Raw genomic sequence first — 24,266 nt, 5'->3', positions numbered from 1 at the left:
CATGGATCAAAACGTAGAGGTCCCAAGGGCGCTGGTCACTAACCGAGCGGTACCGATCAGATCACGAGGCGTTGTCAACCAGGCGTTATAGGTGTTTTCGACGGTCAAGCTTTTACCTTCGTACGGCTCGCCCCCCGGGACCGCCTACCCTGGAAGGTGCCATGAGGACCTATGAGGTGCGCACCTACGGGTGCCAGATGAACGTCCACGACTCCGAGCGCCTGTCCGGCCTGCTGGAGGACGCTGGATACACGGCGGCGCCGGACGGCGAGACCCCCGACGTGGTGGTCTTCAACACCTGCGCGGTGCGCGAGAACGCCGACAACCGGCTCTACGGCAACCTGGGCCACCTGGCCCCGGTCAAGGCCGGGCGGCCCGGCATGCAGATCGCCGTCGGCGGCTGCCTGGCGCAGAAGGACCAGGGCGAGATCGTCCGCCGCGCGCCGTGGGTCGACGTGGTGTTCGGCACCCACAACATCGGCTCGCTGCCGGTGCTGCTGGAGCGGGCGCGCATCGCGGGCGAGTCGCAGGTGGAGCTCAAGGAGTCGCTCGAGGTCTTCCCGAGCACGCTGCCCACCAAGCGCGAGTCCCCCTACGCCGCCTGGGTGTCGGTGTCGGTCGGGTGCAACAACACCTGCACCTTCTGCATCGTGCCCGCGCTGCGCGGCAAGGAGAAGGACCGCCGCCCCGGCGACGTGCTCGCCGAGGTCGAGGCCCTGGTCGCCCAGGGCGTCCTGGAGGTCACCCTCCTCGGGCAGAACGTCAACACCTACGGCGTGGAGTTCGGCGACCGGCTCGCCTTCGGCAAGCTGCTGCGCGCCTGCGGCTCGGTCGAGGGGCTGGAGCGGGTGCGCTTCACCAGCCCGCACCCCGCCGCGTTCACCGACGACGTGATCGCCGCCATGGCCGAGACGCCCAACGTCATGCACCAGCTCCACATGCCGCTGCAGTCCGGCTCCGACCGGGTGCTGAAGGCGATGCGCCGCTCCTACCGGGCCGAGCGCTACCTGGGCATCATCGAGCGGGTGCGCGCGGCCATGCCCGACGCGGCCATCTCCACCGACATCATCGTCGGCTTCCCCGGCGAGACCGAGGAAGACTTCCAGGGCACGCTCGACGTGGTCAGGCAGTCGCGCTTCGCCAACGCCTTCACCTTCCAGTACTCCATCCGCCCAGGCACCCCGGCCGCCACCATGCCGGACCAGGTGCCCAAGGAGGTCGTCCAGGAGCGTTACGAGCGCCTGGTCGCCCTCCAGGAGGAGATCTCCTGGGAGGAGAACAAGACGCAGGTCGGCAGGACGCTCGAGGTCCTCGTCGCCGAGGGCGAGGGGCGCAAGGACGAGGCCACCCGGCGGCTGTCCGGGCGCGCGGCGGACAACCGGCTCGTGCACTTCGCCGTCGGCGAGGACGTGCCGCGCCCCGGCGACATGGTGACGGTCGAGGTGACCTACGCGGCCCCGCACCACCTGGTGGCCGACCGCGCGGTCTCGCTCCGCCGTACCCGGGCGGGGGACGCCTGGGCGGCCAGGCAGGGCGCGCCCGCCAAGCCTCAGGGGGTCTCGCTCGGGATGCCGTCCATCGGCCGCCCGGCGCCGCTGCCCGAGGCGGTGGGGTGCGAGGTCACCTCCGGGTAGCCGGCGGACGGCCCGTCGAGCAGGGGCTGTGGCTTCCCGCGCAGGTGCAGGTCGAAGAAGGCGGCGACGTACCGCCTGGTGATCTCCGTGGCGCGGGTGGCCGACGTCCTGGTCTCCAGCGGGAGGCCGAACTGCTCGGCCACCAGGGCGACGTCCGTGAACGACGCGTGCTCCGTACCCGCCACGGTGATCCAGCGCTTCCAGCCGGTCAGCCGCTTCCAGGCGGCGTCCCAGGACGGGTCCTTGCCGCCGGGGCTGTGCACCGCCTCGGAGCCCAGGAACATGAACGGGCGTGCCAGCCCCTTCGCCGGGACCTCGGCGAAGGCCGTGCCGTCGATGTTCATCCCGGCGAGCAGCCGCCGGTCCTTGACCATCGCGGCCACCGCGCTCGCGCCACCCGCCGAATGTCCTGCCATGGCGATCCTGGACATGTCGATCAGGTCGGCGCCCTTCCACGCGGTGAGGTGGTCGAGGACGAAGGACACGTCGGCGGCCCGGGTCGCGGCCACCTTGTCCCAGAACGCCTCATCCTTCTTCTGGCTGTCGCAGGCCACGCAGGTGGCGACGCGGCCGTCGGGGAAGCTGGTGGCGACGTTCTCGTAGGTGTGGCCGATGACGACCACGGCGTACCCCCTGCTCGCCAGGTCCTCGGCCAGGGCGGTCTGGGTGGCGCGCGGCTTGGTGAACCCGGGGGAGAGGACGGCCAGCGGCAGCCCGTGCTTGCGTCCGGCGGGCTCTGCGTCGGTGAACGCGTTGGTCCGCGTCCTGCTGACCAGGTCGAGCGGCACGCCCTTGACCCCGCCGTCCGCCGTCAGGAGCAACTCGGACTCCTTGGGCGTCATGTACGGCGCAGCCGTACGTCCGGGCTTCTTCGCCGGGAACCACAGCGAGACCATCAGCTCGCGCGCCTTCACGCTGGGCACCCACGGGTCGGAGCGCGAGGTGTCCTTGAGATGGAGGTTCGTCATCCCGACGGGCCGCCCGCCGGTCGGCTCGGGCAGGTACGGCGTGCCGACCGGCTTGGCGGTCATCGCGGGCTTCGTGGCGCCCGGTGACGGGTTGCGGTGCGGCCCCGCCGTGTCGCGGTCGGCGGAGACGGGCGCGGCGCTGCAGGCCGAGAGGGCCAGGAGCGCGGCCAGGGTCACCTGACGCATGAGGGGTCCTTCCAGTCGACGTCTGTTGGCGGGAACGACGCTAGGAGCGGCCCCTGCCGGGGCGCGTCGGCCTGGATGGCGACATCGCGGCGGGTGTCGTCCCTGCGATGTAGTCACTGCGGCTGACGCGGGAGATACGGGACGGACGGGACAATGCGTGCGTGAGACTGCGACGTGCCCTCGTGGCGGACCTGGTGCTGGCGATCGTCCTGACCGCCCTCGCCGTCGCGGCCACCGCGGCCACCGTGGGCGGCTCGGACTCGGGGCTGGTGCGCTCGCTGGTCCCGGCGCCGCCGTCGCTGGTGCGTGACATCCCCGTGGACCAGGATCCCCTTCCCCTTCTGGTGATGCTCACGACGTTGCCGCTGGCCGCCCGCCGGTACTTTCCGCTGGCGGCCTTCTGGGCGGTGCTGCTCGCCGCGCTGGCCACGCACGACCACGCGACCTGGATCACCGTGCTGGCCTGCGCCGTCGCCGCCTACAGCGCCGTGCTCCACAGCAGGCACCGGCCGGTCGCGATCGGCTGCCTCGTGCTGGCGACCGTACTGGCCGGTGTCGCGTTCAAGGACGCGGCCGCCGACCTGCCGAGCTGGATGGGGCCGTTCGTGGTGCTGCTGACGGCGGGGGTGGCAGCCGGTGGCGTGCGCTACTGGCGGCAGCGGCTCGCCGGGGTGCAGCTCGCCCAGGAGGAGGCCACGCGCAGGGCCGTCGAGGGAGAGCGGGCCAGGATCGCCGCCGAGCTGCACGACGTGGTCACCCACAATGTGAACGTGATGGTGATCCAGGCGGGGGCGGCGCGCAAGGTGATGGACGCGGCGCCCGACCGGTCGAAGCAGGCCATGCTCGCCGTCGAGGCCAGCGGGCGGGCGGCCATGGCCGAGCTGCGGCACGTCATGGGGCTGCTCGCGGGTCCGGACAGCGACCGGGCCGACACCCGGGCGGACGGCCTGGAGCCGCAGCCGGGGCTCGGGCAGCTCGACGCGCTGATCGACCGGGTGCGCGCCGCCGGGGTGCCGGTCAGCGCCGAGATCGACGTTCCTGCCGCGCTGTCGCCCGGGGTGGAGCTGACCGCGTACCGGGTCGTGCAGGAGGCGCTGACCAACACCCTCAAGCACGGGGGCGGCGCGTCCGCCACTGTGGTGATCGGGCATGCCGGGGGGTGGCTGGAGATCGACGTCTCGGACGCGGGCGGGCGGGCCAGGCGCGGCGAGGGGGAGGGGCGCGGGCTGATCGGGCTGCGCGAGCGGCTCGCCCTCTACGGCGGGACCCTGGAGGCGGGGCCCTCTCGCGACGGGTACCGGACCAGGGCGCGGCTGCCGTGGGAGTCCGCATGAGGGTGGTCGTCGCCGATGACCAGGCGCTGGTGCGCAGCGGGTTCGGCATGATCCTCGCCGCCGACGGGATCGAGGTGGTGGCCGAGGCGGCTGACGGGGTCGAGGCCGTTGCCGAGGTACGGCGGACCAGGCCGGACCTCGTGCTCATGGACATCCGCATGCCGCGCATGGACGGGCTGGAGGCGACGCGGCAGATCATGGCGTCCGGCGTCGCCACGCGCGTGCTCATCCTGACGACCTACGACGTCGACCAGTACGTCTACGCGGCCATCACCGCCGGGGCCAGCGGGTTCCTGCTCAAGGACGTCACGCCCGAGCACCTGGTGGCCGCCGTGCGGCTGGTGCGCACGGGGGACGCGCTGCTGGCGCCGACGATCACGCGGCGGCTGATCGAGCGGTTCGCGCGGCGGGAGGACGAGGTCACGGTGGCGGTGCACCGGGACCTGTCGGAGCTGACGCCCCGTGAGCTGGAGGTGCTGCGGCTGCTGGCCACCGGGTTGAGCAACGCCGAGCTGGCGGAGCGGCTGGTTCTGAGCCCGACGACGGTGAAGACGCACGTGGCGAGGATCCTGTCCAAGCTGGGCCTGCGCGACCGCGTCCAGGCGGTCGTCCTCGCCTACGCCACGGGGCTGGTCTCCCCGTCGGACCTCTAGCGGGTCAGGTCCTCGAGCACCTGGTAGCAGTAGTCGCGGCGGAAGTCCTTGAACGTCGCGCACGGGTCGTGGCCCTTGGGTGGTTGAGAGGGGTTCGTCCGGCGCGCGACCTTCGCGGGGACGGCGGGGGTGGCGGGGGTGGCGGAGACGACGGGTGGGCGGACGAGGGCGACCCACGGGCGGCCCGGTACTGGCGCGACCCAGGAGGGGTCCATCGGATCGAGCCGCGTCGGGCTAGGCGTTAATACGGGATTTTTCTGGATGGTAGGTGGGCTTTCCGGTTCGGGAATGGCGGTGAATGCGAGCGCGATGCCAAGGCCCGCGGTGGCGAGGATCGCGGCCACGCCTGCCACGGGAGCCACCCGATTCCGCCTACCTGCACGAATGGGGTCGAGGGGCGACAAGTCGTGATTCCTTCGTGATTGGTGTGCGGGCATTCCACTTCTGCGGCTAGTGTGGTCCATCGCCCGCGGAAGCCGGTGTGCTTTCCCCCCGAAACGACCGCAGGAGCTGTTTCACATGTCCGACCGCCAGGAGATCCTTTCCGGCCCGGCCGACGACCCCAAGCCCCCTCGCCAGTCACGCAAGAAGGTGACGATCATCGCCGCCTCCGCGCTGGTGGCGGTGCTCGCGGCCGGTGGCGTCGGCTACGTGATGGCCGGGGCGGGCAAGACCCCGGCCGCCACCCAGCAGTCCCCCGCGCCCACCTCCGATGCCGCCGACCAGCCCGCGGAGCACGACGCCACCAACGGCGACGTCGCTGACGGCGACGCGACCGACGGCGACGCGACGACCGGCGACGACACCACGACCGGCGGCGGCGACACCGCGACAGGCGGCGACACCACCACGGGTGGCGACACCACGACCGGCGGTGACACCACTACGGGTGGCGACATCAAGCCGACCACCAAGCCCACCGACAAGGGCTCCGCGGGCAACACCAACAAGCCGTCCGGCACCGCCACCCCGCCCCCGGCGGCCGACAACCCGGCTGACGGCCCGGCAGGCGAGCTCTCCGGCCAGTGCTCCACGGCAGGCTGCTGACCCACCCCGCCCCCGAAGGGCCGTTCCTCCCGCAGGAACGGCCGCCCGGACGAACGGCCGCCCGCCCGCCCGGACGAACGACCGCCCGGACGAACGACCGCCCGGACGAACGACCGCCCGGACGAACGACCGCCCGGACGAACGACCGGACGGACGGACGACCGGACGGACGGACGACCGGACGGACGACCGCCCGGACGACCGGACGACCGCCCGGATGACCGTCCGGAGAGATGACCGTCCGACGAGACGACCCTTCGGAGAGACGACCGTCCGGGGGAACGGCCCGGAGGCGTGTCAGGTTTCCTGTTGGGATTGGACCTTCTGAGGGTGGAGGTCCGTCCGTAGGGTCGATGGCATGACTGCTGAGACCCTTCGATCCCTGCATATCCCCGGAAAGCCGCTCATCCTGCCCAACGCCTGGGACGCCGCCTCCGCGCGAGCCGTACAGGAGGCCGGGTTCCCCGCCGTCGCCTCCGGCAGCCACGCGGTCGCCGAGGTGCTCGGCTACGACGACGGCGAGGGAACGCCGGTCGCGGAGATGCTCGCCGCCGTCGCCAGGATGGCCAGGTCCGTCGACGTCCCGGTCACCGCCGACCTGGAGCGCGGCTATGGTCTCGACCCGGCCGAGCTGGTCGAGCGGCTGCTGGCGACCGGCGCCGTCGGCTGCAACCTGGAGGACTCGACCGCCGACGCCATGGTCGACGTCCACCGCCAGGCCGACTACCTGGCCGCGGTACGGCAGGCGGCGGGCGACGCGTTGGTGATCAACGCCAGGGTCGACACCTACGTGCGCGGAACCAGGGAGCGCGCCGACGCCGTCGCCCGTGCCAAGGCGTACCTGGAGGCAGGGGCCGACTGCGTGTACCCGATCACCCTGGGAGAGCGCGAGGAGGTCGCCGCGTTCGTCGCCGAGGTGCCGGGCCCGGTGAACATCCTGTTCCGCCCAGGCACCCCCGACCTGGCCGACCTGGCAGAGCTCGGCGTGGCCAGGGTCAGCTACGGCGGCGGCCTGCACCGGGCGGCGCACCACTACGCCGTCAGCCTGATCGCCGCGGTCGCCGAGGGCCGCAGCCCCTACTAGATCGAGGGCCGTTGCCCCTATCAGTAGGACTGCAGTTCCAGGAGGTTCCCTTCCGGGTCGCGCAGGTGGGCGGTGCGCAGGTTGGGACCCCACTCCGGCCGGTCCACCGGCGCCGCGACCGGCTTGGCGCCGTGGCGCAGGCACAGGTCGTAGGCCTTGTCGACGTCGGGCACGCGGCACACGTTCATGGAACGGTCGCCGCTCACCTCGCCGCCCGTCAGCCCGGCCATCCCCCTGCGGTCCATGAGGGTCAGGAGGCCCTCGTCGCCGACGTCCCAGTGCGCGTAGGGCCCCTCCTCACCGCCCTGCGCACGCACCGCGCCGAACAACGCGGGCAGCACGGCGTCATAGAAGCGGAACGTCTCGGCGAAGGCGGTCACGAGCAGCCGCGGGTGCAACGCATCCATGGGTGTACTCCAATCATTGGTCGACACCTATAATAGGGAACCATGGACGATTTGCCACCCAGCCTCCTGGCGCTCACCACCTACCTGCTGTCCCGCACGGGCAAGGCCGCGCGCGGGCGGCTGGCGGCCGAGCTGGCCGGGGACGGGCTGCGGCTGTGGCACATGGCCGTCCTGGCCGCGCTCGCCGACTTCGGCCCGCAGACGCAGCGGGAGCTGTCGTCCAGGCTCGGCATCGACCCCAGCGACATGGTCAAGGTGCTCGACGAGCTGGACGGTGGCGTCGACCGTACCCGCGACCCCGCCGACCGTCGCCGCACCGTGGTCACGCTCACGGCCGCGGGCGCCGACACGCTGGAGGCGCTGACCGCGCGGGCGCGAGCCGTACAGGACGCTTTGTTGTCGCCCTTGAACGGCGAGGAACGCGCTCAGCTCCACACGCTGCTCGGGCGTGTGCACGACGCGCTATAGCCTGGCTGGGTGCTTGCTGTCGTGGCCGTGTGCCCTCACCCTCCGTTGATCGTGCCCGAGCTGGCCGGGGCGGCGGCGGCCGAGCTCGACGACCTGCGCGCCGCCTGCGGCGCCGCGGTCGACGCCCTGCTGGCCACCGACCACGACCTGCTGGTGGTCGTCGGTGGGGGTCCGGCCACCCGGGCGTACGGCGAGCGGCCCGGCGGGTCGCTGCGCCCCTGGGGGGTGGACGTGCGCGTCGGCGACGGTGAGCCGGTGCTGCCGCTCTCGCTGACGGTCGGCGCCTGGCTCCTCGGGGACGGGGCACCGCGGGCGACTTATCAGGCGATCGCCGAGGACGCCGCTGCCGACGCGTGTCTGGCGCTGGGGGCCGGGCTGGTGGCGGATCGGCGGGTGGCGATGCTGGTCATGGGCGACGGGTCCGCCTGCCTGACCGAGAAGGCGCCCGGCTACCTCGACGAGGCGGCCCAGCCGTACAACGACCTGATCGCCCGCGCGCTGGGGGGTGCGGACCCGCAGGCCCTCGCCGGGCTCGACCCGGTGGAGGCGGCCGGGTTGTGGGTCGGGGGGCGTGCGGCGCTGCAGGTGCTGGCCGGTGCGGCGGCGGAGCGCCCCTTCACGGGACGGCTCCTCGCCGACGTCGCACCCTACGGCGTGGGCTACTTCGTCGCGACCTGGAGCTAGAGGCGGCGTGGCACGGGGATGGTCATGAAGTCTCTGGCCAGGAACACCTCGCCGGAGAAGCTGCGTCTGACCTCCTCCAGGAAGAGCGGCTCGTCGTCGAAGCCGTACCGCTCGGAGAAGTGCGCCAGCACCAACCGCCGTACCCCGCACTCCGCCGCGACCTGACCCGCCTCGAACGCGGTCAGGTGACCGTGCTCCTTGGCCAGCCCCGCCTCGGGCGACAGGAACGTCGACTCGATCACCAGCAGGTCCACGCCCAGAGCGAGATCGAAGACGGCGTCGCAGATGCGGGTGTCCATGATGAACGCCGCGCTCTGCCCGGGTTTGTGCTCGCTGCACTCCTCCAGCGTGATGCCCCGCACCTGCCCGGTGCGCTGCAGCTCGCCGACCTCAGGCCCGCTGATCCCGTGCGCCTTGAGCTTGGCGGGCAGCATCCGGCGCCCGTCGGGTTCTTGCAGGCGGTAGCCGTACGACTCGACCGGGTGGGACAGGCGGCGCGCCGTCAGCGGTCCAAGATGCGCCACCTCGCCCTCGACCGGGTGCTCGGCGATGACCGAGGTGTCGTTGAAGGCGGCCGCGTGCCTGAGCCTGCGCCAGAAGACCTCGCCGGACGCGGGATAGACCGCTTTGACCGGATGCGTGACGCGGTCGCGGGCGATGCGCATGACCACACCGGGCACGCCGAGGCAGTGGTCGCCGTGGAAGTGCGTGACGCACAGCCAGTGGATCTCGCTGGAGCTCACCCCGGCGTGCACCAGCTGGCGCTGCGTGCCCTCGCCCGGGTCGAAAAGCAGGGCTTGCCCATCCCAGCGCAGAAGGTACCCATTGTGGTTACGGTGTCGGGTAGGTACCGCGCTGGAGGTGCCGAGCACGACGAGTTCACGCGAGGACATGATGAGCACCGTCGCTTTCGCCGAGGTTCCCACGCCCGTCGGCGCATTCCTGCTGGCCGTCACCGAGGACGGCCTGGCCGCGACCGGCTGGCGATATGACGCGGAGACCAAGGCTCGCCTGGTCAAGGCGCTCGGTGCGACGGAAATTCATGACCCGGATCGTACGGCTTTCGCCGTGCGCGAGCTCCTGGATTATTTCGCCGAACGGCTGCGCGCCTTCGAGACGCCGGTGGACTGGCGGCTGACCAGCCCGGTGCAGCGCCAGGTGCTGCAGGCGTTGCACCGCGTGCCGTACGGCAAGGTCGTCACGTACGGCGAGCTGGCCAGGAAGGCGGAATCGAGCGTGCCTGCCCGCGGCATCGGCGCGATCATGGGCGCCAACCCGATCCCGATCGTCGTGCCGTGCCACCGGGTGGTCGCGGGCAACGGGCTCGGCGGGTTCAGCGGTGGCGTCGGCGTGGAGACGAAGCGCTGGCTGCTCACCCACGAGGGCTATCTGCAGCCGTCACTCCTGGACCTGTGAGCGAGCGGGCCGCGGGGCGTTCCCCGCGGCCCCCCAGCTCAGCCCTCTTTGCCGTCGATCTTGTCGGCGGCGTCCTTGGCCATGTCGGCGCCCTTGTCGATGTGCTCGGTGAACTTGCCACCCGTGGCGCTGTCCACCGCCCCCGACGCCTTGTCGATGCCGTCCTTGGCCATGTCCTCAGCCTTGTCGCGCAGGCCGTCGAGCATTCCGCCGGCCTGGTCCTTGGCGTCCCCGGCCGCGTTCTGGGCGGTGTCCGCCGCGTCTCCCGCCGCGTCCTTCGCCTTCCCCATGGCGTCTTCCGCGGCGTTCTTGGCCTGCTCAGGGATGTTCTGCAGCTTCTCGTCGGCGCCGCTGAACATCTCCTTGACCTTGTCGAAGATCGACATGTCATTCCCCCGATGCTTTGTTCTGCTGGCCGTCCAGCTTGTCGGCCATCTCCTTGGCCTTTCCGGCCGCGGTGTCGATGTGCTCGTCGTACTTGCCGCCGGTCTTGTCCTTGGCAAGGTCGGCAGCCTTGTCGATGCCCTGCTTGGCCTTGTCGGCGTTGTCTCCGAGCAGGTCCTTGACCTTGTCGAATATCGACATCAAACCCCCCGATCCGACGCCATGAGCGTCGTCGGCACATTCATACCCAAGCAGTTGACACACTTATCCGTGTGGGTCAGCAGCCAGTCATCGCCGTCGTGGGTCCGACCGCGGCCGGAAAGTCCGATCTCGCCGTGGATGTGGCGCTTCAACTAGGTGGGGAGTGCATCAATACCGACTCCATGCAGCTTTACCGAGGTATGGACATCGGAACGGCCAAACTCGACCTTTCCGAGCGTCGCGGGGTCCCGCACCACCTTCTGGACATCTGGGATGTGACGGTTACGGCCTCCGTCGCGGAGTACCAGCGGCTGGTCCGCCCGCTGCTCGCGGAGATCACCGTGCCGGTCCTCGTGGGGGGTTCCGGGCTGTACGTCCGGGCGGCTCTCGACCACCTGGAGTTCCCCGGAACCTCCCCCGAGATCAGGGAGCGCCTGGAGGCGGAGCTCGCGGACTCCGGGCCCGCTGCCCTCTTCGAGCGGCTGGAGCGGCTCGACCCGGTGGCGGCCGCGTCGATCCTGCCGAGCAACGGGCGCAGGATCGTGCGCGCGCTCGAGGTGATCGAGCTGACCGGGCGGCCGTTCTCCGCGACGATGCCCTCCTACGACAGCGTCGTCCCCAACGTGCAGATCGGCGTCGAGGTGCCGCGCCCGCTCCTGGACGAACGCATCTCGCTGCGCGTGGAGCGGATGTGGGCCGCCGGGCTGGTCGGCGAGGTGCGAGCCCTGCTCGACCAGGGCCTGGCCGAGGGGCGTACGGCGAGCCGGGCGCTCGGCTACGCGCAGGTGCTGCGGTTCCTGTCGGGGGAGTGGAGCGAGGAGCAGGCGATGGAGGAGACCGTGCGGGCCACCAGGCGGTTCGCGCGTCGGCAGGAGTCGTGGTTCAGGCGGGATCCGCGGGTGATCTGGCTGCCGTTCGACGCGCCCGACCTGCTCCGGCAGACGCTCGATAGGGTTGTGCCATGAGGTTTCTGAAGGGGCACGGCACCGAGAACGACTTCGTCATCCTGCCTGATCCCGATGGCGAGCTCGACCTGCCTGCCACCTTCGTGGCCGCGGTCTGCGACCGGCGGGCGGGCATCGGGGCCGACGGGGTGCTGCGGGTGGTCCGTACCAAGCTCAGTCCTGAGGTGGCCGAGCAGGCGGGGGAGGCGGAGTGGTTCATGGACTACCGCAACTCCGACGGCAGCGTGGCTGAGATGTGCGGCAACGGGTCTCGGGTCTTCGCCCGCTACCTGGTGTCGGCAGGGCTCGTCGACTCCGCCGAGTTCGCCGTCGCCACGCGGGGCGGGGTGCGGCGGGTGCGGTACACCTCCGGGGACATCACGGTCGAGATGGGCAAGCCGGTCGTTCACGGCGAGAGCACGACGACGGTGGCCGGGCGGGAGTACACCGGGTTGCACGTGGACATGGGGAACCCGCATCTGGCGTGCGTGATCGGGGATCCTGTCGCGCAGCTCGACCTCAGCCATCAGCCTGCCTTCGACCCTGCGGTGTTTCCGAGCGGGGTGAACATCGAGCTGCTCAACGCGGTGGGGGAGCGGCGGGCGGTGATGCGGGTGTTCGAGCGCGGCTCGGGGGAGACCCGGTCGTGCGGCACCGGGACGGTGGCGACCGCGGTGGCGGCCGCGCACCTTTCCGGTGAGACGACGGGCGTGTGGACGGTGGAGGTGCCGGGCGGGACGCTGCAGGTGACGTTGGACGAGGACACCAGCTACCTCACAGGCCCGGCCGTGATCGTCGCCTCAGGCGACCTCACCCTCTGACGACCCCAAGACAAGGGGAGCCCTCTGTGGGGCCGTCCCCTCCCTGAGGGGTCACCCCTTCATAGGGGTCGGGTCCCAAAAGAGGGTCACCCCATGAAGAGGTCGGCCCCGAAAAGGACGGTCACCACTGCGGGGGCGCGGTCCAAAGGGACGGGTGCGATTACGGGGGGCGGGCCCCAAGGGCGGGTCTTCGCGGGGGCGGGTTGCCGAATGTTGTTCTAGTAGGGGATCGTGGGCCCATGGCTGACCCACGTACCACCGCCGCCGCAGTCAAAGGTCCCATCGGCAAGCTAGGCGGCCGCTGGATGATCTCCCGCGAGATCAAGGCGCTCTGCGACCAGACCGGCCTGGGCCCACGCGAGATGTACTTCAGAGGCCGCTTCGGCGTCCTCGGCGAGGTCGACGCCGACGTCGTCACCTCGGTCGCGGTGTTCTTCCCGCCCCAGCACGTCAAGGAGAGCTGGGACGGCGGCAGGCGCCTCCCGACCACCGAGGCCGTCGAGATGTACGCCCAGGCGTGCCAGGCCTGGGGCAGGCGCAACCTCGCCGCCCACCCCGGCATCGAGCGCATCGCCGACCTGCTGGAACCCGTCGTGGAGAACGCGTCGTCGATCGGCGCACCCCTGTTCGCGGGCTGGCGTGCCGTACCGCTGCCCAAGGGGGACGGCCCAGGCAGGGCGGCACAGCTGCTGCACGTGGTGAGGGAGCTGCGCGGCGGCCTGCACGCGGCGGTCGTCGTCGCCGAGGGCCTCGACCCGCTGGAGGCCACGCTCGCCGCCGACCACCTGGGCACCCCGCTCAGCGACGTCGCGACGGGCGAGATGGTCGCCAGGTTCTTCACCTGGCCGGAACCGTACGCCACCCCGAGCCGGGAAGCCGTGGAACGCAGGCAGCGGGTCGAGGAGCAGACGGACAAACTCATGATCCCCGCATTCTCCGTCCTGAACGAGGGGGAATCGGACGAGCTCATAAGCCTGCTCCGCCTTTAACGTCGCTTCGCGCCGCTGCTCGGTCGCTTTGAGTCGATCTCTTCCCTCGTCACTCCGGTCGCTTCGCTCCCCGCGTTCCTCGGTCCAGAGACCGACGCTCCCTCGCGGCGTTTGGGGCATGCCGGTTGACCTGGCAGACTGACTGCCCATGGACGTGGACATCTGGGCGTGGGTCGGCGAAACCCAGCAGCAGCTCTCTGAGGCGGGTAACGCCGGGCTCGCCATGGCGCTGGGCGATCTGCCCGCGCAGGCATACGAGGGGAGATATCCGCAGCTCGACGTGATGGCACCAGCCATCGCCGAGCAGGGGAAGTCCCTTCAGTTGCCGTGGCTCGAGTTCTATGCCCGCTACTGGCACCTGATCGGCCGCGTGGGCGACCGCGCGCAGGGCGCGGTGGCGATCGGCGACGCCGAGGGCCTGCTCGCGTTCGCCCAGAGCGAAGAGGTCCGTGACTGCCCGGCGGCCCCGGCCGCCGTCGAGGCCCTGGCGGTCGCCCAGGCCAACGCCGACGGTCCCGGCTACGCCGCCGACCGGCTGGCGAAGCTGGGCCCGGCCATCGACGCCGTCCAGCCGGACAACCCCGCCTTCTGCGGCCTGGTGACGCAGTACGTCTCCGCGCTCGTGGACGCGGGCCGGGCCGACGAGGCCGTGGCCTACGCCGAGTCCGCCGTCGAGCGCCTGCGCGGCGCGGGCCGCGAGGCGAGCTGGGAGCTCGGCGCCGAGAGCGCCCGCGCCCTGCTCACCGCAGGCCGCGCCGACGCCGCGCTCACCGCGATCCAGGCGGCCGCCGACTTCAGGTCAGACGACCCGGTGGCCAAGCCGCACCGCGACGGCGTGCGCAGGGCGCTCATCCTGGCCACGCTGGGCCGTACGGCGGAAGCCGTCGACGCCCTGCCCGACCTCGACGTCGTCGGCGAGCACCCGCGGGTCTTCGTCGAGTGGTCGCAGGCGGTCAGCAAGCTCGCCGCGTCCTCGCAGATCACCAACACCTGGCAGCTGGGCCGCATCCTGCGCCAGTGGGTCGACTACTTCGGCATGATGGGCGCCTGGCGCGCCCGGGTCGAGCTGGCGCTCGTCGCCGGCGACCTGGCCATCGCCAGGAAGGGCGTCTGGCAGGCCGAGCTCCTGGCCGACCTGGCCGAGTCCGGTACGGCGGAGCTGCGCGTGAGCGACGGCCTGCCCGAGCGCATCGCCGCCCTGCGCGCCGCGGCGGCGGAGACCGAGGCCCCCGAGGCCCCTGGCCCGGTGGACGAGCGCGTCGCCTACTTCGACGCGGCCGACGGCTACAACGCCGACCCCGAGCGCTGGGTCGGCTGGCTGGCTCCGCTGTCCGGCAAGGACATCGAGGCGACCAGGCGCCACACCACCACGCTCGGCTTCCTCGGCTACCCGTCGACCGGCGCGGACATCTACTGGGAGATGCTGGTCGACAGCGGCAAGATCGCCGACGCCGATCCGGACGACATCGCCTACCTGACCACGCTGCTCAGCGAGGCCCGCCAGGACGAGCGCCTGGAGCAGATGGCCGGTCACCTGCCGCACGCCGACAAGCACCTGGCCCTGGCCAGGCTGCACAGCGCCCGCGAGCGCTGGGAGGACACCGCGCGCGAGGCCGAGTCCGCCGTCGAGGCGGGCGCGGGCATCGAGGCGCGCCGCCTGCTCGCCGGTTCGCTGCAGCAGCTCGACGAGAACGTCAAGGGCGCCAAGGCGCTGCTCGACGTGATCGACAGCGACGAGATCCTCGACGAGGACGTCTGGCGCATGGTCGTCATGGCCACCTCGGCCGAGGACTGGGACACCGTACGCAAGGGCGCCAAGAAGATCGGCATGCCGCTCCAGTCGACCGAAGGGCCGGTCGAGGAGGAGATGGGCCTGATCAGGGTCATCCTTCCCGCCCCCGACGGCGGCCAGCGCCAGGTCCTGAGCATCCGCACCGGCCCGGCCACCGCCAGGCTGGCGCTGCCGCAGCCGCGCGGCATGGACTACAACGCGGGCGACCTGGTCGTCTTCGACCCGCAGCTGCTGGAGCCCGTCCCCGAGGACCCGGCGGAGCAGCAGAACTTCGTGCCGCCGTTCGCGGCCGTGCGCATCCTGCGTCCCGGCGGCTACACCAGCTACTTCTTCGACGGCGCCGCGCCGACGGAGTCTGACTGGGCGGAGTTCACCGAGGTCATGGCCGAGCGCGGCTGGCCGATGTGGGTCTACAGCGACGAGAACTACACCGTCACCCACCCGGCGGGCGGCGAGCAGCTGCCCGGCGTCTACGGCTGGGTGGCCGTGCCGCCGAACGTGTCGGCCGTCGAGGTCGACGCGCTGCTCGACGACGCCACCGAGCGCTGGTCGCACCCGCTGGCCTGGCTCGACCTGGCCCGCGAGGTCGGCGTCGAGACCGAGCGCCACGAGCGCATCGTGAAGGAGTACGGGCTCTAGATGCTCGACAGGTTCAGCCTCCAGGGGAAGGTCGCCGTCGTCACCGGCGCCTCCTCGGGGCTCGGAGTGGCGTTCGCCCGCGGGCTCGCCGAGGCGGGCGCCGACGTCGCGATCGGCGCCCGGCGCGCGGACAAGCTGGAGGAGACGCGGCGGCTGGTCGAGGAGACCGGTCGCCGGTGCGTCGCCGTGCCGACGGACGTGACCTCGCCGGACGACTGCACGGCGCTCGTGGAGACGGCCCTGCGCGAGCTGGGCTCGGTGGACGTGCTGATCAACAACGCCGGGGTCGGCACCGCCGTACCCGCTCTGCGCGAGACGCCGGAGGAGTTCCGCGCGGTCGTCGACATCAACCTGCACGGCACCTACTGGATGGCTCAGGCGTGCGCGCGGGTGATGAAGCCCGGCTCGTCGATCGTCAACATCGGCAGCATCCTGGGCGAGACGACGGCCGGGCTGCCGCAGGCGGCCTACAGCGCGTCGAAGGCGGCGATCATCGGCCTGACCCGCGACCTGGCGCAGCAGTGGACCGGGCGGCGGGGGATCAGGGTCAACTGCCTCGAACCCGGCTTCTTCGCCTCGGAGATGACGTCCCAGTACAAGCCCGAGTACATGGAGAAGGTGCTCGAGCGCGTGCCCATGGGGCGTCCCGGCGACGCCACGGAGCTGGTGGCGGCGGCGATCTTCCTGGCCGGCGACGCGTCGTCGTACGTCACCGGGGTGACGCTCCCGGTGGACGGCGGAGTGCTCATCACCTGATTTCTCGATGTTCATCTGGATGTGCGAGGGTTTGCGGCTATGAGTGACAGGCTTAAAGCAGTGATCCGCGATGAGCGGCCGTGGGGTGGGTTCGAGCGGTTCACCCTCAACGAGCAGTCCACCGTGAAGATCATCGAGGTGGCGCCGGGGCAGCGGCTCAGCCTGCAGCGGCACGAGCACCGGTCGGAGATGTGGGTGGCGCTCGACCCGGGCTGCGTGTTCGAGGTCGACGGCGTGCGCACCGAGCCGGCGGTGGGGGACCGGGTGTTGATCGAGGCGGGGCAGACGCACCGGCTGAGCTCCTCCGGGCCGGCCACGCGGATCCTGGAGATCGCGTTCGGGTTCTTCGACGAGGACGACATCGAGCGCCTCGAAGACTCGTACGGCAGGTCCTAGCTCTTACGGAGGCACCGCCCTTGAAAGGGGGCGGTGCTTTTTCGTACCCCCAGCGTTTCGTGCGCGGGGCGGGGCAGAGTGACGGGCATGACGACGAAGATGACCGCCGACGAGCGGGAGCAGTTTCTGGCGGGGACGCACATCGGGGTGCTGAGCGTGGCGGGGGCCGAGGGGCGGGCGCCGATGTCGGTGCCCATCTGGTACGGCTACGCGCCGGGCGGGGAGCTGACGTTCGCCACGAGCCCGGACAGCCAGAAGATGGCGCTGATCAGGGCCGCGGGGAAGGTCGGGTTCACGGTGCAGCAGGAGGCGCTGCCGTACAGGTACGTGGCCATCGAGGGCGACGTCGTGGGGTACGAGCCGACGGACGCGGAGGAGTATCGGGAGTGGTCGATCCGCTACCTCGGTGAGGAGGCGGGAGCGCGGTTCTTCGACGGGATCAAGGGATTCGTGAGCACGATGATCACCGTGCGGGTGCGGCCGGAGCGGTGGCGCACCTACGACTTCGCCAAGGAGCAATAGCCCTCTTGTCGGGGTGGCGGGGTGGGCTCTATGTTCGTTGCGTAGTCCGGTACGTGTTGCGTATTAAGGAACAACCGGAGGGCGCATGCCGCGACTGGTGATCATTGGCGCAGGAATTGTCGGCTGCGCTCTGGCCGACGAGCTCACCGCTCGCGGATGGACGGATGTCACCGTCCTCGAACAGGGCCCGCTCTTCGCCGCGGGAGGGTCCAGCTCCCACGCCCCCGGCCTGGTGTTCCAGACCAACCCGTCCAAGACCATGACCGAGTTCGCCACCTACACCGTCGAGAAGTACCTGGAGCTGGGCACCTTCCACCAGGTCGGCGGGCTGGAGGTGGCCACCACCCCCGAGCGGCTGGCCGAGCTGCACCGCAGGCAGGGATGGGCGGAGTCCTGGGGGGTCGCGGGCGAGGTCGTCGACCCCGGCCGGTGCCTGGAGTTATGGCCCATGCTCGACCGGGCCAAGGTCCTCGGCGGCTTCCACGTCCCCACCGACGGCCTGGCCAACGCGGTCGCCTGCGGTGAGCGGCAGGCGCTCCGGGCGATCGAGCGCGGCGCCGTCTTCCTGGCCCACCAGAAGGTCGTCGGGATCGAGCAGAGCGGCGGCCGGGTCACCGGCGTGGCGGTCGAGGGCGGCGACGTCGTCCCCGCCGACGTCGTGGTCTGCGCCGCCGGGTTCTGGGGCCCGAGCATCGGCGCGATGGCCGGGCTGACCATCCCGCTGCTGCCGCTGGCCCACCAGTACGCGAAGTCCGGCTCCGTGCAGAGCGCCCCGCGCGACGCCCCCATCCTGCGCCACCAGGACGCCGACCTCTACTTCCGCGAGCACCACGACCGCATCGGCGTCGGCTCCTACGCCCACCGCCCGATGCCCGTCAAGCAGGCCGAGATCGGCCCCAAGGGCACGGTGATGCCCAGCGTCCAGGCCTTCACCGAGGACGACTTCGACCCCGCCTGGCGCGACGCCGGCGAGCTGCTGCCCGCCCTCAGGGAGTCGAAGTACGAGGAGGGCATCAACGGCATCTTCTCCTTCACCTCCGACGGCTTCCCGCTGATCGGGCAGGCGCCGCAGCTGGACGGGTTCTGGGTCGCGGAGGCCGTCTGGGTCACCCACTCGGCCGGTGTGGCAAGGGCGCTGGCCGAGGTGCTCGTCGACGGCCAGTCGAGCTTCGACCTGCACGAGTGTGAGCTCAACCGGTTCGAGCCCGTGCAGCTCGCCCCCGCCTTCGTCGAGGAGCGGGGCAAGCAGAACTTCGTCGAGGTCTACGACATCATCCACCCGCTGCAGCCGATGGAGTCGCCGCGCCCGCTGCGGGTCAGCCCTTTCCACGCGAGACAGCGTGAGCTCGGCGCGTTCTTCCTGGAGGGCGCCGGGTGGGAGCGTCCGCACTGGTTCGAGGCCAACAGCGCGCTGGAGTACGGAGAAACCGGCAAGAGGGACGCCTGGGCGAGCCGATACTGGTCGCCGATCGCGGCGGCCGAGTCGCACGCCACCCGCGAGCGCGTCGCCCTCTACGACATGACCCCGCTCAAGCGCATCGAGGTCCAGGGTCCTGGCGCGGTGGCGTTCCTGCAGCACATGACGACGAACAACGTCGACAAGAAGCCGGGCGCCGTCACCTACACGCTGCTGCTCGACGCCGAGGGCGGCGTGAGGTCCGACCTCACGGTGGCCAGGCTCGACGAGGACAGGTTCCAGGTCGGCGCGAACGGCAACCTCGACCTCGACTGGCTGCGCCGCCACGCGCCCACCGGGGTGCGCGTCACCGACATCACGCCGGGCACCTGCTGCATCGGCGTGTGGGGGCCGCAGGCCAGGGAGCTCGTGCAGCCGCTCACCGACATGGACCTGTCGCACGAGGGGTTCCGCTACTTCACCGCCAAGCAGGGGTACGTCGGGCACGTGCCGGTCACCGCGATGCGGGTGTCGTACGTGGGCGAGCTCGGCTGGGAGCTCTACACCACCGCCGACCTGGGGCTGAAGCTCTGGGACACGCTGTTCCAGCCGCACGTGACGGCCGGTGGGCGCTCGGCGTTCAACAGCCTGCGGCTGGAGAAGGGCTACCGGCTGTGGGGCGTGGACATGACGCCCGAGCACGGTCCGTACGAGGCCGGGCTGGGCTTCGCCGTACGGGAGGACAAGGACTTCCTGGGCAGGGACGCCCTGACCAAGGACATCACGCGCAAGCTCGTCCCGCTGCTCTCCGACGAGGTGGTGATGGGCAAGGAGCCGGTCAGGCACGACGGGCGCACGGTCGGCTACGTGACCAGCGCGGCCTACGGCTACACGATCCAGCGGCCGATCGCGTATGCCTGGCTGCCGTTCGAGCTGACCTCACCTGGGACACAGCTGGATATTTCATACTTTGGGCGGAGCGTTGCCGCCGAGGTAGCCGCCGAGCCGCTGTTCGACGCGAAGATGGAGAAGATCCGCCGGTGAGCCAGCATCCCGACCATCTCTGGCGCAACCCCGACCCCAAGCCCGCCTACGACGTGATCATCGTGGGTGGCGGCGGGCACGGGCTGGCCACCGCCTACTATCTCGCGAAAAATCATGGCATCACGAACGTCGCCGTCCTGGAGAAGGGCTGGCTGGCGGGCGGCAACATGGCCAGGAACACCACGATCATCCGCTCCAACTACCTCTGGGACGAGAGCGCGGCGATCTACGAGCACTCGCTGAAGCTCTGGGAGGGCCTGAGCGAGGAGCTCGACTACGACCTGCAGTTCAGCCAGCGCGGCGTGCTCAACCTGGCGCACAACCTGCACGACGTGCGCGAGGGCAGGCGCCGCGTGAACGCCAACCAGCTCAACGGCGTCGACGCCGAGTGGCTGGACGCCGACGAGGTCAAGAAGTTCTGCCCGATCATCAACACCTCTGACAACGCGAGATATCCGGTCATGGGGGCGACGCTGCAGCGGCGCGGCGGCATCGCCAAGCACGACCACGTCGCGTGGGCGCTGGCCCGCCAGGCCGACCTCCTGGGCGTCGACCTGATCCAGGGCTGCGAGGTCACCGGCTTCGAGATCGTGCACGGCAAAGCCGTGGCGGTGAAGACCAACAGAGGGACCATCTCAGCCGGGAAGATCGCGCTGGCCTCGGCAGGGCACACCTCCGTGCTCGCCGAGCAGGCGGGCATCGCGCTGCCCCTCCAGTCGCACCCCCTCCAGGCGCTCGTCTCCGAGCTGCTGGAGCAGGTGCTCGACTGCGTGGTGATGTCCAACGCCGTGCACGTCTACGTCAGCCAGGCGCACAAGGGCGAGCTCGTCATGGGCGCGGGCATCGACTCCTACAACTCCTACGGCCAGCGCGGCGCCTTCCACGTCATCGAGGCGCAGATGGCGGCGGCCCTGGAGCTGTTCCCGATCTTCAGCAGGGTGCGGGTGCTGCGCACCTGGGCCGGGATCGTGGACGTCTCGCCCGACGCCTCGCCGATCATCGGACGCACCCCGGTCGAGAACCTGTTCATCAACGCGGGCTGGGGCACCGGCGGCTTCAAGGCCACCCCGGGCTCCGGCTGGGTGTACGCGCACACGATCGCGAACGGCGAGCCGCACCCGCTGGCCGAGCCGTTCGCGCTGGAGCGGTTCAGCACAGGCGCGCTCATCGACGAGCACGGAGCAGCGGCGGTCGCACACTGATGTTGATGATCACTTGCCCGCACTGCGGGCCCCGCGACGAGAACGAGTTCTCCTACGGCGGGCAGGCCGGAATCGCCTACGCCCCCGAGGGCACCACAGACGAGGAGTGGGCCGCGTACGTGTTCATGCGCGACAACCCCAAGGGCTGGTTCCACGAGCGCTGGTTCCACGCGCACGGCTGCCGCGTCTGGTTCACCGTGCGGCGGCACACGGTCACCCACGAGATCAGGCAGGCGTGATGCTGACCTTCACCTTCGACGGCCGCACGATGCAGGGCCGGGAGGGCGACACGCTCGCCGCCGCGCTGCTGCGCAACGGCGTGCGGATCACCGGGCACAGCGTCGACCTCGGACGGCCGCGCGGCGTCTTCTCGGCCGGTTCCGAGGAGCCGAACGCCCTGGTCAAGGTGGGCCCCGACCCGATGGTCGCGGCGACGACCGTGGAGCTGTTCGACGGGCTGGCGGCCTGGAGCCTGCGCGGCAAGGGCCGCATCGACCTGGACGCGGTGGACGATCGCCGCAACGACAAGGGTTACCTGCACTGCGACGTCCTGGTGATCGGCGGCGGCCCGGCCGGTCTCGCGGCCGCGCACGCGGCCGGCGAGGTCGGCGCGCGGGTCATCCTCATGGACGACCAGCCCAGGCTCGGCGGCGACCTGCTCAATAGCAAGGTCCGCCTGGACGGCGCGCCCGCGCTGGACTGGGTGGACGCGCTGGAGCTGAAGGCGCGCGTGCTGACCAGGACGACCGCGATCGGCTACTACGACCACAACTACGTCGTCGCCGTGGAGCGACGCGCGCGCGGAGGCGAGCGCCTGTGGCACGTCAGAGCGCGCCGCGTCGTGCTGGCCACCGGCGCGCACGAACGGTCGATCGCCTTCCCCGGCAATGACCGGCCCGGCGTCATGCTCGCCTCGGCGGCCAGGACCTACGCCAACCGGTACGGCGCGCTCCCCGGCAGCCGCGCCGTCGTGTTCGCCTGCGCGGACTCCGGCTACGAAGCAGCCAGGGACCTCGCGGAAGCGGGCGTGGAGATCGCCGAGATCGTCGACCCGCGCGTGGACGGCAGCGTCGTCACCGGCACGACGGCAGACGCCGACGGCGTCCTGACCGGCGTCCGCATCGGCGACCTGCACGTCGAGGCCGACCTGCTCGCTGTCGCGGGCGGCTGGAACCCGGCGATCCACCTGTTCAGCCAGTCGCAGGGCAGGGCCAGGTTCGACGAGGAGCTGCAGGCCTTCGTCCCGCACCTGTCCGCCCAGGCCGAGCGGTCGGCCGGGGCCTGCAGGGGCTGGTACGGCACGGCAGAGGCGATCGCCGACGGCTACACCGCCGGTTCCCAGGCGGCCGAGCTGGCCGGGATCCGCGAGCGCGAGGTGTTCCACGTCCCGAGGAGCGACGAGGACGAGCTGCGGCCGCCCGCCCGGCTGTGGGTGGTCGAGGGGGCGCCCGAGCAGGCCTTCGTGGACCTGCACCGGGACGTCACCGTGGCGGACGTGGCCAGGGCGGCGGGCACCGGCATGCGCTCGGCCGAGCACATCAAGCGCTACACCACCGCGGGAACCGGTGCGGACCAGGGCAAGACCTCCGGCGTGCTGGTCGCCGGGGTGGTCTCCGCCCTTACCGGTACGCAGGCGGGGCCGACCACGTTCCGCCCGCCGTACGCGCCGGTGTCCTTCGCCACGCTCGCGGGGCGGGACAGGGGGCCGCTGTCCGACCCGATCAGGACGACCTCCATGCACGACGCCCACGTGGCCAGGGGCGCGTTGTTCGAGGACGTCGGCCAGTGGAAGCGCCCCTGGTACTTCCCGCAGGACGGCGAGTCGATGCACGACGCGGTGGCGCGCGAGTGCCTGGCGGCGCGCACGGACGTCGCGGCCATGGACGCCTCCACCCTGGGCAAGATCGACATCAGGGGCGGGGACGCGGCCGAGTTCCTGGACCGGATCTACACGAACCTGTTCTCCACGCTCGCGGTCGGCTCGTGCAGGTACGGGCTGATGTGCAAGGCCGACGGCATGGTGTTCGACGACGGCGTCACCACGCGCCTGGCCGAGGACCGCTTCCTGATGACGACCACCACGGGCAACGCGGCGGCCGTCCTCGACTGGCTGGAGGAGTGGCACCAGACCGAGTGGCCGTCGCTCGACGTGTCCTTCACCTCGGTCACCGACCACTGGGCGACCGTCGCGGTCGTCGGGCCGCACGCGCGCCGGATCATCGCCGCGATCGCCCCCGACGCGGTGGACCTGCCGTTCATGACGTTCTCCGAGACGACGGTCATGGGGGTGGCCGGGCGGGTGTTCAGGATCAGCTTCTCTGGCGAGCTCGCCTTCGAGGTCAACGTCCCCTGGGCGTACGGCAGAGCCGTCTGGGAGGCCGTGCTCGACCTGGGCGCGGTGCCGTACGGCACGGAGACCATGCACGTGCTGCGCGCCGAGAAGGGGTTCGCGATCGTCGGCCAGGACACCGACGGGACGGTCACCCCGCAGGACCTCGGGATGTCGTGGATCGTCTCCAAGCGCAAGCCCGACTACGTCGGCAAGAGGTCGCACGCCAGGCCGGACACGGCCCGCACCGGACGCAAGCGCATGGTCGGCCTGCTGGCGGACGTGGTCGTGCCTGAGGGTGCACAGGTAGTCAGTGATGGATCGATGCTGGGCCATGTGACGTCCAGCTATCCGGGGGCGACGCTCGCCCTGGTGAAGGACGTGGTGGTCGGCGATCGGCTGGTCGCGGTCTCCGACGGCGTCTCCACGCCGGTCACGGTCACCGAGCCGGTCTTCTACGACAAGGACAACCTCCGCCGCGACGGGGAGGACGCGGGCCAGGTCTCCGTGGAGGTTTCCCCCGCCCAGGCGATCAGCCCGGCATCGGCGTTCGCCAGCAGGTTCGCCGAGGCTTCCAACGAGAGCGTCCGGCTGCGCGAGCTGCCGCCCCAGCCCATGTGGGAGGTGCGCGGCGAGGACCCCGGGCGCGGCCTGCGGCTCGGCCCAGCGTGGTGGCTCGTCGTGGGCGGCCAGGCGGCCGACGGCTGGGTGGACGTGTCCGGCCAGCGAACCGTCCTGGAGCTGTCCGGCCCCGACGCCGTCGAGGTACTGATCACCGGCTGCCCCGCCGACGTCGAGCGCCTCGACGGCCACGTGCAGACGCTGCTCGCCAAGACCGGCGTGATCCTCGAACGCACGGATCAGGACGCTTTCCGCATCTACGTGCGGTCGTCCTTCACGTCTTACCTGTCGGAGTGGCTTCTCGGTGCATTAAACCGATAAATGGGTACTTGACCTAGACTTTGCACAT

25 protein-coding genes are annotated in these 24,266 nt (G+C 71.1%); 19 read left to right on the top strand and 6 right to left on the bottom strand.

The annotated features are described in order from the left end of the window. The first annotated feature begins 161 nt into the window (after positions 1-161). Positions 162-1,634 carry a tRNA (N6-isopentenyl adenosine(37)-C2)-methylthiotransferase MiaB gene (miaB, locus tag ACIBG8_RS50575; RefSeq protein ID WP_397350541.1) on the top strand — a complete coding sequence of 491 codons (1,473 nt, stop codon included), beginning with the start codon at positions 162-164 and terminating at the stop codon, positions 1,632-1,634. On the opposite strand, the gene ACIBG8_RS50570 is transcribed toward miaB, so the two are convergent. After that, positions 1,550-2,788, bottom strand: a complete 1,239-nt coding sequence (locus ACIBG8_RS50570) for an alpha/beta hydrolase family protein (protein ID WP_397350540.1) — start codon at positions 2,786-2,788, stop codon at positions 1,550-1,552. The genes miaB and ACIBG8_RS50570 overlap by 85 nt on opposite strands. A 161-nt stretch (positions 2,789-2,949) precedes the next feature. Here ACIBG8_RS50570 and ACIBG8_RS50565 point away from each other — a divergent pair, with 161 nt between their 5' ends. Together ACIBG8_RS50565 and ACIBG8_RS50560 are read left to right on the top strand one after the other, a co-directional pair. Next, the gene (locus ACIBG8_RS50565) at positions 2,950-4,122 is read left to right on the top strand and encodes a sensor histidine kinase (protein ID WP_397350539.1); all 1,173 of its coding nucleotides are present in this window, start codon (positions 2,950-2,952) and stop codon (positions 4,120-4,122) included. After that, a complete protein-coding gene (locus ACIBG8_RS50560) occupies positions 4,119-4,775 on the top strand; it encodes a response regulator (RefSeq protein ID WP_397350538.1) in 657 nt (218 codons plus the stop codon). Before ACIBG8_RS50565 ends, ACIBG8_RS50560 begins: the two co-directional genes overlap by 4 nt. Here the strand turns inward: ACIBG8_RS50560 and ACIBG8_RS50555 are convergent. After that, positions 4,772-4,990, bottom strand: a complete 219-nt coding sequence (locus tag ACIBG8_RS50555) for a hypothetical protein (protein ID WP_397350537.1) — start codon at positions 4,988-4,990, stop codon at positions 4,772-4,774. The genes ACIBG8_RS50560 and ACIBG8_RS50555 overlap by 4 nt on opposite strands. Positions 4,991-5,294: 304 nt before the next feature. Between ACIBG8_RS50555 and ACIBG8_RS50550 the strand changes: the two genes are divergently transcribed. Both ACIBG8_RS50550 and ACIBG8_RS50545 read left to right on the top strand, forming a co-directional pair. Further along, complete coding sequence (locus ACIBG8_RS50550; protein WP_397350536.1) at positions 5,295-5,822, top strand: hypothetical protein; 528 nt, start codon at positions 5,295-5,297, stop codon at positions 5,820-5,822. Between the two features lie 358 nt (positions 5,823-6,180). Further along, positions 6,181-6,906, top strand: coding sequence for an isocitrate lyase/phosphoenolpyruvate mutase family protein (locus tag ACIBG8_RS50545; protein WP_397350535.1), 726 nt, complete (start codon positions 6,181-6,183; stop codon positions 6,904-6,906). A gap of 20 nt (positions 6,907-6,926) precedes the next feature. Here ACIBG8_RS50545 and ACIBG8_RS50540 read toward each other — a convergent pair whose 3' ends face one another. Continuing rightward, on the bottom strand, positions 6,927-7,313 hold the full coding sequence (locus tag ACIBG8_RS50540) for a VOC family protein (protein ID WP_397350534.1): 387 nt from the start codon (positions 7,311-7,313) through the stop codon (positions 6,927-6,929). A gap of 42 nt (positions 7,314-7,355) precedes the next feature. Between ACIBG8_RS50540 and ACIBG8_RS50535 the strand changes: the two genes are divergently transcribed. Then, the gene (locus ACIBG8_RS50535; RefSeq protein ID WP_397350533.1) at positions 7,356-7,781 is read left to right on the top strand and encodes a MarR family winged helix-turn-helix transcriptional regulator; all 426 of its coding nucleotides are present in this window, start codon (positions 7,356-7,358) and stop codon (positions 7,779-7,781) included. Positions 7,782-7,790: 9 nt separating this feature from the next. Continuing rightward, positions 7,791-8,465: a hypothetical protein gene (locus ACIBG8_RS50530; protein WP_397350532.1), complete on the top strand. Its 675-nt coding sequence runs from the start codon at positions 7,791-7,793 to the stop codon at positions 8,463-8,465. Here the strand turns inward: ACIBG8_RS50530 and ACIBG8_RS50525 are convergent. Continuing rightward, positions 8,462-9,358 (bottom strand): ribonuclease Z, encoded by an 897-nt coding sequence (locus ACIBG8_RS50525; protein WP_397350531.1) that lies wholly within the window; start codon positions 9,356-9,358, stop codon positions 8,462-8,464. The two genes, ACIBG8_RS50530 and ACIBG8_RS50525, sit on opposite strands and share 4 nt — an antisense overlap. Between ACIBG8_RS50525 and ACIBG8_RS50520 the strand changes: the two genes are divergently transcribed. Beyond that, positions 9,357-9,881, top strand: a complete 525-nt coding sequence (locus ACIBG8_RS50520) for a methylated-DNA--[protein]-cysteine S-methyltransferase (protein ID WP_397350530.1) — start codon at positions 9,357-9,359, stop codon at positions 9,879-9,881. The two genes, ACIBG8_RS50525 and ACIBG8_RS50520, sit on opposite strands and share 2 nt — an antisense overlap. A 38-nt stretch (positions 9,882-9,919) precedes the next feature. On the opposite strand, the gene ACIBG8_RS50515 is transcribed toward ACIBG8_RS50520, so the two are convergent. Both ACIBG8_RS50515 and ACIBG8_RS50510 read right to left on the bottom strand, forming a co-directional pair. Beyond that, complete coding sequence (locus ACIBG8_RS50515) at positions 9,920-10,267, bottom strand: antitoxin (RefSeq protein WP_397350529.1); 348 nt, start codon at positions 10,265-10,267, stop codon at positions 9,920-9,922. Between the two features lies 1 nt (position 10,268). Beyond that, entirely contained in the window at positions 10,269-10,466 is a 198-nt protein-coding gene (locus ACIBG8_RS50510) for an antitoxin (RefSeq protein WP_397350528.1), read from the bottom strand. Between the two features lie 71 nt (positions 10,467-10,537). Between ACIBG8_RS50510 and miaA the strand changes: the two genes are divergently transcribed. The 11 genes from miaA (at position 10,538) to ACIBG8_RS50455 (ending at position 24,238) form a co-directional block, all read left to right on the top strand. Continuing rightward, positions 10,538-11,431: a tRNA (adenosine(37)-N6)-dimethylallyltransferase MiaA gene (miaA, locus tag ACIBG8_RS50505; RefSeq protein WP_397350527.1), complete on the top strand. Its 894-nt coding sequence runs from the start codon at positions 10,538-10,540 to the stop codon at positions 11,429-11,431. Then, on the top strand, positions 11,428-12,231 hold the full coding sequence (dapF, locus tag ACIBG8_RS50500) for a diaminopimelate epimerase (RefSeq protein ID WP_397350526.1): 804 nt from the start codon (positions 11,428-11,430) through the stop codon (positions 12,229-12,231). Before miaA ends, dapF begins: the two co-directional genes overlap by 4 nt. A gap of 239 nt (positions 12,232-12,470) precedes the next feature. Next, positions 12,471-13,220, top strand: a complete 750-nt coding sequence (locus tag ACIBG8_RS50495; protein WP_397350525.1) for a hypothetical protein — start codon at positions 12,471-12,473, stop codon at positions 13,218-13,220. A gap of 148 nt (positions 13,221-13,368) precedes the next feature. Continuing rightward, positions 13,369-15,651, top strand: a complete 2,283-nt coding sequence (locus ACIBG8_RS50490; protein ID WP_397350524.1) for a tetratricopeptide repeat protein — start codon at positions 13,369-13,371, stop codon at positions 15,649-15,651. Then, positions 15,652-16,407, top strand: coding sequence for an SDR family NAD(P)-dependent oxidoreductase (locus tag ACIBG8_RS50485; RefSeq protein WP_397350523.1), 756 nt, complete (start codon positions 15,652-15,654; stop codon positions 16,405-16,407). It abuts the gene before it with no gap. Positions 16,408-16,446: 39 nt separating this feature from the next. Next, positions 16,447-16,803, top strand: a complete 357-nt coding sequence (locus ACIBG8_RS50480) for a phosphomannose isomerase type II C-terminal cupin domain (protein WP_397350522.1) — start codon at positions 16,447-16,449, stop codon at positions 16,801-16,803. An 87-nt stretch (positions 16,804-16,890) separates the two neighbouring features. Beyond that, the gene (locus ACIBG8_RS50475; protein WP_397350521.1) at positions 16,891-17,325 is read left to right on the top strand and encodes a pyridoxamine 5'-phosphate oxidase family protein; all 435 of its coding nucleotides are present in this window, start codon (positions 16,891-16,893) and stop codon (positions 17,323-17,325) included. 85 nt (positions 17,326-17,410) lie between these two features. Continuing rightward, positions 17,411-19,765 (top strand): FAD-dependent oxidoreductase, encoded by a 2,355-nt coding sequence (locus tag ACIBG8_RS50470; RefSeq protein WP_397350520.1) that lies wholly within the window; start codon positions 17,411-17,413, stop codon positions 19,763-19,765. Then, positions 19,762-20,967, top strand: coding sequence for a sarcosine oxidase subunit beta family protein (locus ACIBG8_RS50465; protein ID WP_397350519.1), 1,206 nt, complete (start codon positions 19,762-19,764; stop codon positions 20,965-20,967). Before ACIBG8_RS50470 ends, ACIBG8_RS50465 begins: the two co-directional genes overlap by 4 nt. Before the next feature lie 5 nt (positions 20,968-20,972). Beyond that, entirely contained in the window at positions 20,973-21,206 is a 234-nt protein-coding gene (locus tag ACIBG8_RS50460; RefSeq protein ID WP_397350518.1) for a sarcosine oxidase subunit delta, read from the top strand. Beyond that, positions 21,206-24,238 carry a 2Fe-2S iron-sulfur cluster-binding protein gene (locus tag ACIBG8_RS50455; protein ID WP_397350517.1) on the top strand — a complete coding sequence of 1,011 codons (3,033 nt, stop codon included), beginning with the start codon at positions 21,206-21,208 and terminating at the stop codon, positions 24,236-24,238. Before ACIBG8_RS50460 ends, ACIBG8_RS50455 begins: the two co-directional genes overlap by 1 nt. Positions 24,239-24,266: the final 28 nt, after the last annotated feature.

It is taken from the genome of Nonomuraea sp. NPDC050556 (assembly GCF_044457355.1).
In the GTDB taxonomy this organism is placed as follows: domain Bacteria; phylum Actinomycetota; class Actinomycetes; order Streptosporangiales; family Streptosporangiaceae; genus Nonomuraea.
This window is presented reverse-complemented; position numbering and strand designations above follow the sequence as displayed.